The 13,483-nt window shown below is 46.2% G+C and carries 9 protein-coding genes; 6 read left to right on the top strand and 3 right to left on the bottom strand.

The window, feature by feature from the left end; translation table 11 throughout:
* Positions 1-94: 94 nt before the first annotated feature.
* Together AZF00_RS02740 and AZF00_RS02735 are read right to left on the bottom strand one after the other, a co-directional pair.
* The gene (locus AZF00_RS02740; RefSeq protein WP_008248136.1) at positions 95-1,015 is read right to left on the bottom strand and encodes a diacylglycerol kinase catalytic domain-containing protein; all 921 of its coding nucleotides are present in this window, start codon (positions 1,013-1,015) and stop codon (positions 95-97) included.
* Positions 1,016-1,034: 19 nt separating this feature from the next.
* Entirely contained in the window at positions 1,035-2,069 is a 1,035-nt protein-coding gene (locus AZF00_RS02735) for an SPFH domain-containing protein (RefSeq protein ID WP_008248137.1), read from the bottom strand.
* Positions 2,070-2,245: 176 nt separating this feature from the next.
* Between AZF00_RS02735 and AZF00_RS02730 the strand changes: the two genes are divergently transcribed.
* From AZF00_RS02730 to AZF00_RS02705, 6 genes are all read left to right on the top strand, one after another.
* Positions 2,246-2,950, top strand: a complete 705-nt coding sequence (locus AZF00_RS02730; RefSeq protein WP_008248139.1) for an NUDIX hydrolase — start codon at positions 2,246-2,248, stop codon at positions 2,948-2,950.
* Between the two features lie 51 nt (positions 2,951-3,001).
* A complete protein-coding gene (locus tag AZF00_RS02725) occupies positions 3,002-3,472 on the top strand; it encodes a 5' nucleotidase, NT5C type (RefSeq protein WP_008248141.1) in 471 nt (156 codons plus the stop codon).
* A 130-nt stretch (positions 3,473-3,602) separates the two neighbouring features.
* Positions 3,603-4,352 carry a metallophosphoesterase gene (locus AZF00_RS02720; RefSeq protein WP_008248143.1) on the top strand — a complete coding sequence of 250 codons (750 nt, stop codon included), beginning with the start codon at positions 3,603-3,605 and terminating at the stop codon, positions 4,350-4,352.
* A gap of 727 nt (positions 4,353-5,079) precedes the next feature.
* On the top strand, positions 5,080-5,730 hold the full coding sequence (locus AZF00_RS02715) for a hypothetical protein (RefSeq protein WP_008248146.1): 651 nt from the start codon (positions 5,080-5,082) through the stop codon (positions 5,728-5,730).
* 166 nt (positions 5,731-5,896) lie between these two features.
* A complete protein-coding gene (locus AZF00_RS02710; RefSeq protein WP_008248148.1) occupies positions 5,897-6,748 on the top strand; it encodes a hypothetical protein in 852 nt (283 codons plus the stop codon).
* Positions 6,749-6,906: 158 nt separating this feature from the next.
* Positions 6,907-7,731: a hypothetical protein gene (locus tag AZF00_RS02705; RefSeq protein ID WP_143829351.1), complete on the top strand. Its 825-nt coding sequence runs from the start codon at positions 6,907-6,909 to the stop codon at positions 7,729-7,731.
* Here AZF00_RS02705 and AZF00_RS02700 read toward each other — a convergent pair.
* Positions 7,728-13,133, bottom strand: coding sequence for a site-specific integrase (locus AZF00_RS02700; protein WP_143829352.1), 5,406 nt, complete (start codon positions 13,131-13,133; stop codon positions 7,728-7,730). The two genes, AZF00_RS02705 and AZF00_RS02700, sit on opposite strands and share 4 nt — an antisense overlap.
* Between the last annotated feature and the right edge of the window lie 350 nt (positions 13,134-13,483).

The following is a 13,483-nucleotide window of genomic DNA, read 5'->3' as shown; positions in this document are numbered from 1 at the left end:
AAGCAAAAATAATCGGCTAGATGTTAAATTGCATTTAATTGTGATCCTGTTTTTGGAATTATGGAAACTAAGTATTAGGTTCCTAGCTAAAAATTTATACAACCAAACACCCCCTAACCTCAGCAATCGTAATAGTCACCCTTGAGCCTGCGTTAAAGGGCAAGTAATCACTTTCAATCCCATCGGAAAATATCACCCCATTCTCCGGCATGAGTGATTCAATACTGAGTGGGTTATCGTAATTAACCTGCCCATGAATGAGACTGACCCCAGTCTGTTTACTGGGAAAAGGCTCCCGTACGCTGTACATCAAAAAGTCCGAATTCCATGCAAAACCGCCTGACTCCGCTTGACTCGAGCTTGAATGACAAACGCCGTGCGCACCGGCCAGCACACTCTGGTACCACCCCGTTGACCCCAGCCCTGTTGATACGATAATCCCAGATGAGCTTTGCTGCTCTTTAACTCCCCCTAGCTTTAACGTGTAATGGGCAGAGGTATGGGTCTTTGGTCCAATAAACAGATCGTTAACCGCAAGCAGACTTTGGCCGTCATTGGTGGTGGCTTTCGCAAAAGTAATCTCACGGCATGTCCGCCGCTGCTTCATTACGTCAGTAACTATGGGTAATAAATCAGCGGGTTTAAACGGCAACAGTACGCCGTCCCAACGGCTACTATCAGGGTTTAGCGCAATGACGGCGTGGCCATCCAAATATTTCAATGTATTGGCCACTAAGCCGTCTTGGCCAATAACCACCACATAATCATCAGCCCGAAATAGGTAGCTCGGTAGCATGGCGCGCTCCAGCATTTGCACACTCCCAAGCTCGGCTAGTGTGCGACGGGTAAATTCCAGCCCCAACCCATAGAGGCGATCCTCTTCCATATAGTCGTGGAAGTCAGCGCCAGATTGTTCAAGATAGAACCGCGCCTGTTGAACAGTATTAAACCGCTCAACCAACTCCGTTAGGCGCGTTTTACGATAAACTAATATAAAGCGTGACGTCAGTTCCATGATGAATGCCTCTCTATTGCTAACGAACCAAATTACGCTCGCCAGCATCTGCCACTAGGTTAGATAATATGTCGGTGCCAATATTCAGGGTACCGACCTTGGCGGCATTCATGGCAAAGGTATCCATGGCTGCAGCAAACAACTGCTGTGGATCCATATTAGCCATGGCCATGGCTTTGACGTATTCCACTGGAACACTACTTGATGCCTTAGCAAAGGCTGTAATCGCATAGGCCTCGGCATCAGACTCAATCTGCCGATTCACCTGCGCTAACTCAACCAGTGCTTTGCGCTTCGCTTCGGCTTCGATATCCGCTGCCAGCTGCTCCGCCTTGGCTTCGGCCTTCTTCTTAGTAAGGGCACGCACATTGTCCAGCTTGGCTTCGGCTATTTCTTGCTGCTTAGTCTGTACAGCCATTTCTGTTTGCAGTTCGGTCTCGCGGATGGTGCGCTCTTGAACCACCGCAGACTTTCGGCGATCGTAAATTGCGTCATCCGCGTGTTTGAGAATCGCCTCACGGGCTTCTGCTTCAAGGGCTTTGGCTGTTTCGGGCGTTGGGCTCAGTGCAACGATCATTGCATCCAGCACTTCAATTCCTAGGCGGTCCAGCGCCGGATTATCAGTCAGTGATGCTTTCAAGTGCGCATCCAAATCCCGTAGCATGGTTAATGCAGTCCGAAGGGCGGTGGTTTGAATCAATTCCTGAATAACCCCCTGCGCCACACGCACTACGCGATCACCCAGGGTACTTGGGTCTTCAGAAACGTATTCTTTGCCGCCCTGATTTAAGGTGAAGTTCAGCAATTCGCTGAGCTTCTCAGGCGCAGCGGCGCGGAACGTCAACTGACCTTGCACACGAAGGTGTTGAAAGTCCGCCGTTTGCAGATTAAAGATAAAAGGCGCTTCTTTGGCGCTCATGGGTATAGCGGTTAATGAGGTATTGGGAGCGTAGTAGAAAAAGTTAAGGCCCTTACCTTGGCGCTTTATACGACCACTACTGATTTGAATCACGTGAACAGTGGGGTCGGCTTTGAAGTATTGAATACCTAGCATGGCGGCTCTCCTTTAATGGCTTTAAGACACTAAGTGATTTAGATAATGTCTTAAAGACACAAATTGGTCAAGCACTGTTAGTGTCTTTTAGACCATAACTGGTGTAATATTACGGTAAGCTATTGATGCGATAGCGATAAAAATTTATATGAAACTGGGTTTTGTAGAGGTTCTGCATGGCAGCCAAGCCGCGTAATTACAATATTCATGACTATGACGTGCCGCTAACGACCGTCGATGGCGTGCTATTTACCGTGCATGAAGATCAGCTAAAAGTACTGCTGGTCCAGCGGGGTAAGGAGCCCTTTGAGGGCAAGTGGGCGCTGCCCGGTGGATTCATCGACCTAAAACAAGATGAATCAATTGAAGCCTGCGCAATCCGCAAATTGCGCGAGAAGACTGGTGTCGAGCCACCGTATATTGAGCAACTCTTGTCTTGGGGCGGTCCAGACCGAGATCCGCGCGGCTGGAGCGTGACGATCGCCTTCTTTGCCTTAGTGGCCCATTCAGCCTGTGAGTCATCCGTCGCGTCAGTTGCAGATGTGAAATGGCAGCCCGTCCAAACCTTAAAGAAAGACCTAGCCTTCGATCACCGTGATGTTATTGCTGCCGCCCACGAACGGCTTCGCCAAAAAGCGTTGTATTCGATGGTGCCAGCCTTTGCCCTACCCGATGAATTTACGCTGACAGAACTCCAGTCGCTACACGAAGTTATCATTGGCACGCAGCTGAACAAAAAGTCGTTCCGGCGCCGTCTAGAAAGCGCAGAACTGCTCGAAGACACTGGCAAGGCAACGGAATCACGGGGACGCCCAGCCAAGCTCTACCGAGCTAAGGCCGAAAGCAAACAATACCGCTTCATCCGCAATCTCGAAGGGTAAACAACGGAGTGACGCACGGCCCAGACAGCGCACACGGCAAGGAGAAGTTCAATGTTTGACGATAAAACAATTATCTACGTCGATATGGACCACGTCCTATGCGACTACGATGCGGGCTTTACGCAGTGGCAGGCCAAATACCCAGAACTGAAATTCCCTCAGAGCCAGCCGGGCATGTATCTCAGCCTTGAGCCAGTGGAAGGCGCTATCGAAACCTACTTGTGGCTCCACAACCATCCCAAAACAGCGGTATTCATTCTTACCGCACCGTCAGTAAAAAACCCCCACTGCTACGCCGAAAAACGCCTATGGGTAGAGCAGCACCTTGGCATGGATGCGGTAGACAACCTTATTATCAGCCCACACAAAGGACTGAGCCGCGGTGATTACCTCATAGACAACAACATCACCGGCAAAGGCCAGGATTCATTCGAGGGGGAGCTGATTCACTTTGGCTCAGAGTACTTTCCAAACTGGGCTAAGGTTAGAGATCACTTTGAGCAAATATTAACGAAAGCCTGAAAATCAGTTTATCGTAGAAACAAGCTGTACGCTGCGCAATTTCCTGGCTCACCAGATTGTCGTCCTTAATATAAGTACTTGAGTAATCGGACGGCTTAGACGTAATGAAATCAGTATCAGGGGTACGGACATGAAGTTATTAGTGTTGAGCGATCTCCACCTAGAATTTGCACCGCTATCGATCCCTGATACAGACGCGGATGTGGTCATTCTTGCGGGTGATATCAACCTGAAAACCCGCGGTCTCGAATGGGCGATGAAAACATTCCCCGACAAGCCAGTCATCGCAGTGATGGGTAATCATGAATACTACGGCGAGAAATACCCCGGTCTCGTGACAAAGGGAAAGCAGTTAGTCGAGGGAACAAATGTCCACCTGCTGGAGAACGACCATGTCGAAATCGATGGCATCTCATTCTTTGGCTGTACCCTTTGGACTGATCTAAAATTATTTGGCGACCCGCGTCTGGCGGGGTATTTCTGCCAGCAGGAAATGTCCGATTTCAAGAAGATCCGTGTTGAGCCAGGGTACTCCAAGCTCAACCCCATAAGTATGACGGCCATTCATAACCGTTCATTGGATTGGCTAAAAGACAAGCTCTCAACCAGCGCGACAAAGCAAAACGTTGTGGTCACCCATCATGCACCCTCCGCAAGATCAATTGCACCAAATCTTTCAGAGGAACTCACCAGCGCCGCCTACGCCTCCCATCTAGATGCAATGATTGAAAGCCATAGCATAGATGTATGGGTACATGGGCATGTGCACAACAGCTGTAATTACAAAATTGGGGATACACACGTTGTCTGCAACCCGCGTGGATATAGCCCAGACTGGTTGAACCCTGGTTTTGATGAAAGCTTTATTGTTGAAATATGAGTTCCGAACTAAAAAACTTGACGATTTCGGCCTCCAAGAAGACGATAAGCTACAACGATCTATTAAAGTAGGTAACTTAAGCAATCTGATAACTATTGCAGGATTGACACTTATCACGAAAACAATTTCGTTGGAGACTTAAACGGCACTATCAAAGCCTGATAGGAAAAATTAATTAAGTTATCGAATTTTAAGTGGGAATCAAAGGCTCCTAATTATGTGATTCAGCACTACACCTTTTTAATAGCACTGCCACACATGGTGTCCTTATCGAAAGTATACTTGTGCATTTTGGGGTTATTACTGCAAATGCCAATGATTTCGCTGTCAAATACCGATTTACGAGTTAATGACACGGAATCTTGAATACGCGCCCTTCCAAAACATACTGGGCAATCAGCGGTGACCAACCAAGCTTCTAATGAATACCCAATAAATCTCGGCGGCACATTTGGTTCAGGCAGCTTTAAAACATTTAAAAAGCATATTGCATCCTTTGATTGAAGTATAAAAGTATCCTTTCAAAGGCCACCACATGTAACTACAAAAACTGCAACCTAGCAAACCAAAAGACTTGAGTTTTATGTAGACGCTCGGTATTGTTGCTATTGGCTTAGAAACCAGCGCTAGCCGTCAGCGTAAAGCATCTTCATTTTCGGTTTATCGATATCCAAATTTCTTCGGAGAAGAAAATTGGCGGCCTCTGAGAAACTTGGATTTAAAGAAAATGGAACATATAGAACACCTAAAACTACTCAAAAAGAATAGCCTACTGCTTCGTGATTCAGACCTAACCAGCTGTCAAATATTAGAGCTAATAACAAAGTTAACCACGAAGTATGATCAGTATAATCAATTTGTAGCTTCGCCAGAGGCACTCAATCTGCCACGGACTCCTCGGGAATTCGTCAGAAAACTCCACCGTTGTTATGAATTCCTTTCAAAAATAGATAAGACTGGAGACTGGATACAGACTTCATTAATAGCAATCCATCTCGTTGATGGGCTGGTCGAAGATCCCAAGAATATCGACGCATGCAGTGCGTACATCAATTTGATGAACCCAGCTTATACTAGATTTGACGCCTCCTTTAACTACTCCTATTCTGGAATTTCCCTTTGGTATTACTTTGAATTCCAGAATGAAACCGGCCTCAGAATTTGGGAATGGCACGCAAAATCTGCGCAAAATATCGGCGCAAGCAGCAGTGAATCAAAATTAATTTCCTCAGCAATAAAGGTTTTAGTCGAAAGCAAGGCAGCACTTGAATATTGGATAATGGTTGGTATAGACCATCCAGATTTGGACAATTGGTACACAAAGAATCTTGGGGAAGCTGTACATAAAAGCAAATTTGTTCTTAAAATATTCAAATAACCCCTTGCAATTAAGTAAAAATCATACTAATTTTGCATTTGGGGGCAGCTGCACCCCAGCCTCATCCCCGCATTGAGGCAAGCCGTCGGCGCAGCGCAAAAAATCATTCATCAAGATAATTCGGTCAAAACTGAGCGGGGAAGTTTTGCATTTGGAGTATCTTGACATGACCAGTACCACCCGTCCCCTCTGGGTTTCGCATCATCAATACAAAAAAATACTTAAACCTTTTTGCCGGAAATTAGCGTTTGAAAGCAAAAACCTCAAGCAACACGAGCTTCTTGATTTTGTAGCCAAAGCCCTTACTTTCGACAACGCAGCGCACCTAATGCACTCATTGCGTGACGCGCCTCTCCCGTGCTTAATGCACTTCCTCTTGATCCATTTTCCGCTGCTCGAAGAGTCTTGGGGACTGAATGACGATTGTCTCGCAGTTTTTGAAAAATACTATATTTTAGATGAGGCACTTAGTCCCTATCTCTTAAAGCGAATAATCCCAGATGGCGAAGTTACCGCGCTTAAACTACCTAATTCAAATCAGCAACTATCGTTCATTGATTTGTCGTCGTTTTTATCCCCAGACAAATATGAAAGCACAATAGATTTCACAGCTTTCGGCTCATGCTTTGCGAAAAATGAAGATGAAGCAATTTTCCGAGGACAGACTATTCTCAGCGACGACAGCCCGCTACCCGCTACCTATATACTTGACTTAATTTCCGACAAAAGACTCAGATTTGGCGAAATCGATGATAGAGCTCCAGATGAACTTACAGTTCTAAATACTGATGGTCTTGCCCAACAACTAAAATTCGCAGGCACCATTTTTAATGAGAAAATTAATCACCTCATCAACTCCGATAACACCAATGCTCTCCGAATCGCTTTCGACAATATCGGATCAAAAATACACCACGAAACACATCTTCAAATACTAGTCAATGCGAGCATAAATGATAAGACATATGATTTACGTAGGAGCAGGCTTCAAATACGGCGAGGAAATACCAAACCATAAGTAAATTTTATTTTTTTAGCATTTCTACTTTCGGGGCTGGTGAAATAAATATGGAGCAAATAGTTACCTATTCTGGATTAGATATTATGGATACGTTGTGACGGATCTCACCCTCTTTTCAGCCCCGCCTAGCAGATAACTTTTACCGGTGAAAAATAATGCCAGATATCTCTGACCCCGAAAAACACAGCACATCATCTAGAACGATATTATCAACATCCCCACATGTCGATTTTATTACAAAAAATATAGATTCAGTTTTTACAATAAAGAAAAACTTGGTTATTAACACCGATGAGCACAAACTCGTTCACTACCTTTATTCTTCGCTTACAAAATATTTGTGCACGTTTCATGGAAATTCAGCAATATCTCTTAAAATCGAGGATCAACTTGATCTATACAAGCGCAAATTCGGACAATTCTACTCTGAAATAATTGCATTTGGACCAGAACATACTATTGACGATATTTTTGACTTCCTTGTCAATGCCCTATCTTACTTAACGCAAAGAACTCTTTCTGAAACTGGCATTTGGGACCATCAACTTGAATTAAAACTATTCAGCAAAGAAGAGGTTGAATTTTTTGATATTTGTATTAGCGAGTTTATTGAAAAACATTCAGGTTCTAAAATATCAAAGCCATTTGAATGCCACCTCGGACTTTCCGAATCGAGTACAATCTATTTCACTGGGCGCATTAAGAAGGCCACTCTGCATCAAATCGACATGACACAAATTCAAGCCGTAATCGAAATTCATGGTTTTGATGATAATAACAAAGAAATAAAAGGTACGATTGTGGAGGGTGATTTAGAAGGAAAGAGAATTGTACTGCACACAATTTCACACGATACATTCATCCAAGCGGCACGAGGCTATATTGATCACACAAAATTCAGCTGTCTTTACAAAGAAAAAGGAAATAAATTAGGGGGAAAGGTAGTTAATGAATTACTCGCATTTAACGCGATAATTTAGTAATCACTCCCCTGGTAAGTTAATAGTACAGCGATCGCTAAAAAAGCGACTACAAGCTCATGACTGTTGCGTATGAAGCCTTCTTTCCGTCTACCTACAACCACCGCCCCATACTTTTTAAGATTCACTCCGCCACGGTAAGGATCTGGAAAAGGGTCAATTCGAATTGCCCCTACAGCGCCTGCTGGCTCGAATTCCCTATCAATAAGAAACCCGTGAACACGCAAAATATCCTTAATATCAGGATCATTCCCTTTAGCCACACCAATACACGCCTCACTTGATAGCTGAAGCTGATTGAGGACATACTTCACGAAAGCGCAACTTTCGCTTGTCACGAAGAGTAAATGGCGACGCTCACCAATAAACTCATGTATTCTTTCTGTTTCATATTGCGGAAACTGCTCATTATCGATAACGAAATTGCGGCCCTTAGAAAAATTGATTAGCCTGTTCCAGGCAGATTCTTGAATATAGTGCAAAAGAGCATTAGGCATTTCCCTACCGATAAACCAATCCTTTTCATCATGATCATTACCCGCGCTCCAATCACCCAGGCGGCGCTTAAATCTCATTTTATTAGTTGTTTTACTAATAACGTCTTCTAAATTGGCGAGGAGCGCTGGCTCCAACCCAGCTAGTTCACCTGCTTTTGCATAACTCCGTCCTTGCGAAACTAATCTCAGCGTCTTAAGCACTCGCTCCAACGAGGGCACCGGATAAGCCAATGGGGATTGATCAACCATGGCGATCATCGGCCTAGACTCTTCTAGGTCACCCGTATTAAGGGCGCCACTAACCTCTAAGCAACGCTCACTTACCACCGGTGTCAACGCATCGCACCACTCCGTCATTAAGTGGTTATAGTTCTTAAGTCCACTACTTGGCCCTGAATGCCCCATTAGACGCGATACCGCCATGCCTACTCGCCGGGAGAGCTTACTTTGAGGCCCTAATATATTCTCTCGGATTTGCGGTGCATTGAGGTTCTTACTTAATCGAGAATGCAACAAAGACTCGGCAGGGCAAAGCACCGCAAATAACGTATTGTAAAACGCATGCCGGCAATGATGGAGGACTAAATGAGAGGTTCCAGTGACTTGGCGCAGCAGCTTGATCAACGCCTTCGGAATATTACTGTGCTTACTTGTTATTTGCGGCCTGCCATCAATAGTTTCACTAAGTAGATACTCGTTTTTCCCCTCACCAGCTGTGGCGTCGTAATGAGCAAGCATCATCTCAATTAATTTTATTTCAACATCATCCAATTGAAATAGGAGTGGTACCGCGCGACGACTCATATGGCTTTTTAGGCGTCGCTTTCTATTGTTCTCGACAAGCACCCATATTTGACCGCCGGACTCACACCAATTTTTTCTTCGCAGGAACCGGGCTTCCTTACTTCGAAGGCCAAAACGAAAACTTAAGAGTAGAACAAAGCCAAGGAACAAGTGATCAGTTTGTTGCCAATTACTACTCTCTTGAAGGTGTCGCAAGACGGCCAAGTAGTCCGTCTCTGAAACTAGGCCAGCCCTAACGTGGCGCGAAGAATTCCCCAGATCGAGTTCTGACCAGTCAGGCTCCTCTAGGCCATATTGAGCAGCCCAACCATGAAAGACTTGAAGTAGATCGCCAAAATATTTTAAATCTTTCTTATTTTCTTTCGCATCTTCAAGCAACTCTTCATAACAATCCGTTAGCTCTTCACTCTCCAGCGCCGTCAGGTCAGTGTCATACAAAACACCTGCAAATTGCCCGCGCAAAGTACTGAAGTAGGTTGTGATGGTATTAATCGCGTAGGGCGAAAAGTTCTTACCTCGCCCTTTTCCCGATCGTATTTTTTCGCTGATCCAATAGCCCAATAGAAGAACAGCATTAGACACGTCATTTCGGCGGGTTTTTGATATAGCAGTGATAGCGATAACTGTCGCTTTTGCTGACCTTAGATTCGGCTCATATTTTTTGAGCTCATTGAAAATTTCTTGCAAGTAGGCATTCGCGTTATTCTGGAGTTGCACTTTATCTAGGTCGGCGGCATTTCCCTCAATTTCTGGGATCTCTGCCGCGAACACCTCATCTTGCTCGCTTTTCGTTTTGGGGAGCTTTACATATCGGCCCTCGACAATACGCAATATGTCTTGTATTGGGGCTGAGGTCGGCGGATGACGCTCACTGAGCGCACCAGCAACTGCGCTGGGCATTGCAATTAAGTTATATTGACCAATAGTGGCGCAGAGACTTCCCGTCAATGCCTTCAGATCACGAACATGGACGTCAGCTCCAATGAAGCTGCCAATGGGGAGTGATTTCAGCGCATCGTGCGGAGAATCCTCCAATATCTTTTCTTTGCCACTATGCCCAATCCCTTTCTGGAGCAGACTAGCAAGCTTATAGTTCACCTCATGGCGCTGAACGGGCGCTTTAAGATCATCAAGTTCTAACGTCTCGTTGTACTCAACAAAATATCGATCCCCATGCTGCACCACCCTATAATGCCTGCCAGACGCGACATCCTGAACGAGCTGACGGTAGCTAATGCGCTTTACGATACTCAAAACAACCGCACCAAGAGATGCGGCCCCGATCTTCGACATCCGGTTTTGGCTGCTCGCACTCAGCACCTCACTCGCCCACGTGTCTAGTTCGGGTACTGTTTTTAGCGCCGGAATTACCCCTTCACTTATATAGGATTTCTCAGGCTGCATTTCTGCAATAGTCTTTGTGATAACTCGCTTGTTTGGATCGCCTTCTTTACGGATTTTGCGATTTAGGATCGCAAGCCGTATTGCAGCATAAGGTGCTGGCACACTACGGTCATTGAACAGCATCTTCTTTGCAAGCCGTTCAATGTCAGTTTTATCCAGATCCGCTATTTTCCTATTCCTAAGAAAAAGGTTGATATCGCGGTGAGCCTCACTAATCGCCTTTTTCCGATTTTTCGCACGCTCTTCTTTACGGAACCTTATGCCGAATTTTTGCGTTCGTAGCGGGTTAAACTGGCTTTTCACACCGAGGCTCGGCAATACTGGGAGCGGGAATGCCGTCGGTAAATCTAGCTCGTTATACACATTATTAATCGCTTCGCTATATTCACTGACATCGTCGATCCAGCACCGAGGCGAGGAATCGGAGTATGTCGAGGCACCGCGCTCGGAGTGCCCAGTCCACGCATCCACCACCTCAGGATGCACGCCAGCTCGCGGCAGTACCTGTTCATAGCGGTGACGAAGCTGATTAACCCGCAACTCCCACTCAACAAATGGTAACCCAGGAAGCTGGTTGTTTTTGACCGATAACGAATGCCAGTTCAATTCTGCATCAAGCAAGAAGAAAAGAGGCATGCTTGCAGGCTTTCCTTCTATCAAGCATACCAACTCCTTTGAAAGCGCTGGTGCAATAGTGCTCAGCTGCTCCGCTAGCCACTTAAGATAATCAATGTATTGAGCGACTAGTCGGCACACTCCTTCGGGTAAGGGTGTAAGGCGACCGTTATGCAACACACCGTCAGACTTGTCGTCGATATAGACGTACCGCCCCTCCAGATCAAAGTACGAAAGTGACTCAAATGGATCTTGGGTATGGCGGCATCCAGTTGCAGCATAGAGCGCCACCACACAGAATGTCGCAATGCGATTATGACCCGCAACAAAATCTAGCCCCGGAGCTTCAAGAAGCTTGGATTTGATTTGATCTATCCAGCTATCGAGATAAGCGGCCCCCATGACTAGACGACTGCCCATGACATTGATTTGATCCGCCAATGGCCCTGAAGAGAGAACAGGTCGCGCTATCGCTTTTTTAACATCGCCAGCGCTCCAATACCCATAGGCGCATGATGCGGGCAGACCACTATTAGGCTCCGCCATTAGTAGTCGCGTTAAGTTATGATCTCCACTTCGGTCGTATGCAGCTTGAGCAGCCCACTTACCTGGCATGGCGGTCAGTACACGGGATATCTCATCGCTACGCTCTCGGTGAAACCACGTCTCCATTTTTTCATCGCTAACAGATTTCCACAGAGCATGAAGCGTTTTAGGGCTGCCTTCCGCTTTCTCTCGGACTGCCCTCAGGACGCGACTAATACCTGGAGCAATCTCGATAGTCAGTACCTTTTGAAAGGGTCTTACCAGATTAACCTGCTTTGCATTCGGTTCCCATGATGAGCGGCGCCGAGGTGCAAGGCGATGCACCGCAGTGAGATCTTCGTTCAATGACCACTCAAAGCCCACGGACTCAGTAACCTGAAACGCGAGCGTGAAATAAAAGGATCTTGAGCACATTGCTGAGAGACCAACAATAGCCGCGCCTAAACTTCGCTCCGCGCTCTCTGATTCGAGCCCTGCCTCGATCCAGCGCTCCAAGGCTGCACGCTCAGGCGGCAATACGCCCGTCAACGACCACGGCAAATAATTAGCTTCTTCCTGCGAGAGCAGATGAAAGGTCTTTACCGAAATAGCGTGCTCTGCCGCGGTATCTGTAGGATCAACATCGAGAACAAACGCTGGCTCACTATCTGTACTCGAACCCTCGTGCTCGGTGTCATCCACATCCAAGGAGGTGAACCCTTGTCCATCTACATTAAACAAGGGCGGTGGAATTTCGATCTCTGCCTCTTTACTACTCGCTAGCGAAGCAATTTGATTAAGACCGGCAATTCGCGAGGCCTGATGAGAGCGAATAGGATCATATTCACCGTCAGCCAACTTACCTAGTGCATTAAAAAATCCTGAGGCACGGCGGCGAGCTTCACTTTCTAGGTTACCCGGAGTAGCTGCTATGGCAACCGCATCAGAAAACTGCTGATATGTGACCCTGAAGCCACGTGTAGATTGATGCAAATGATCCAGCAGGGCACAAATGGCCGTCCATCCTCCATCATCTCTTGGTTTCGAAAGAAATCTGGCAACGGTGCTGACAAGAGTATCTCTCGCTTGTCCTTTGCCGACTAGGCGCTCAGCCGCTTGCAATATCAGCCAAATCTTCAGCCGCTGGTGGTTAATCACGGCTTCTTGTGGGTAGCGACAGTGGGTAAAATTGGGGCTTGAGGTAAGTAATAGAAATAGTAGAAACGAACGCTCTTTTTTATCACCCAAGACTTGGGCGATTTTAGCGTTACTACCGCTGATCGTTATTTCCGTGTGAGTTGCGTATATATCGGAAGCAATGAAGGCATGAGAAAATTCTGAGAGCCGTTGAGCTATTTGACTACCAGCCCACTCTGCGATTACCTGTTGAGATTCTTCCTTTACGATCTCCGTGGCCAAGTTAGCGATAGCTACGGTATGATGATCAAGACCTAAGAGGTGGTAAGTGAGCAACAATTCCGGCTGGAAGTTTTCAGCCCTAGCCCACTCCTCAATAGCAGAAAAGCTTTCACCGAGCCCGAAGGTCGTCTCATCCATGGCGTTTGCCGTGCCACTCGCGCCCATCAAGAACAACCTCAATTGTGGTTAAGTGTTCTCAGATTAAAACGCAAAATATGGAAAATCGCTACTAATACGCCTTTTTAAGCCAATTAATGCCGTCTAAGTATACTAGATGTATATTAATAGGCTAATTCTCATAACCGAATCCTGCCCCCGCTACCACATTAAAGAACGGCAAATCAGTTACTTACTGGCTTGCCGTTTTTTTTCGCCTGTCGGTTTTGCACCTCTGTGCCCATCCTGTGCCCACAGTGTGCCCAAATTGTATTTCTAGTAAATTTCTAAACTCCACCAGATGACCTTCGGTCAACGCCCGCCTCATTCCA

Origin of the sequence: Zhongshania aliphaticivorans, assembly GCF_001586255.1 — a bacterium.
Taxonomy (GTDB): domain Bacteria; phylum Pseudomonadota; class Gammaproteobacteria; order Pseudomonadales; family Spongiibacteraceae; genus Spongiibacter; species Spongiibacter aliphaticivorans.
The sequence above is the reverse complement of the archived record's forward strand: the minus strand, read 5'-3'. Positions and strand labels throughout refer to the sequence as shown.

Excerpts from the sequence above, each read along its gene's own strand:
- AZF00_RS02740 (WP_008248136.1), bottom strand. The coding sequence starts at position 1,015 with ATGGAACTGACGTCACGCTTTATATTAGTTTATCGTAAAACGCGCCTA.
- AZF00_RS02735 (WP_008248137.1), bottom strand. The coding sequence starts at position 2,069 with ATGCTAGGTATTCAATACTTCAAAGCCGACCCCACTGTTCACGTGATT.
- AZF00_RS02730 (WP_008248139.1), top strand. The coding sequence starts at position 2,246 with ATGGCAGCCAAGCCGCGTAATTACAATATTCATGACTATGACGTGCCG.
- AZF00_RS02725 (WP_008248141.1), top strand. The coding sequence starts at position 3,002 with ATGTTTGACGATAAAACAATTATCTACGTCGATATGGACCACGTCCTA.
- AZF00_RS02720 (WP_008248143.1), top strand. The coding sequence starts at position 3,603 with ATGAAGTTATTAGTGTTGAGCGATCTCCACCTAGAATTTGCACCGCTA.
- AZF00_RS02715 (WP_008248146.1), top strand. The coding sequence starts at position 5,080 with ATGGAACATATAGAACACCTAAAACTACTCAAAAAGAATAGCCTACTG.
- AZF00_RS02710 (WP_008248148.1), top strand. The coding sequence starts at position 5,897 with ATGACCAGTACCACCCGTCCCCTCTGGGTTTCGCATCATCAATACAAA.
- AZF00_RS02705 (WP_143829351.1), top strand. The coding sequence starts at position 6,907 with ATGCCAGATATCTCTGACCCCGAAAAACACAGCACATCATCTAGAACG.
- AZF00_RS02700 (WP_143829352.1), bottom strand. The coding sequence starts at position 13,133 with ATGGATGAGACGACCTTCGGGCTCGGTGAAAGCTTTTCTGCTATTGAG.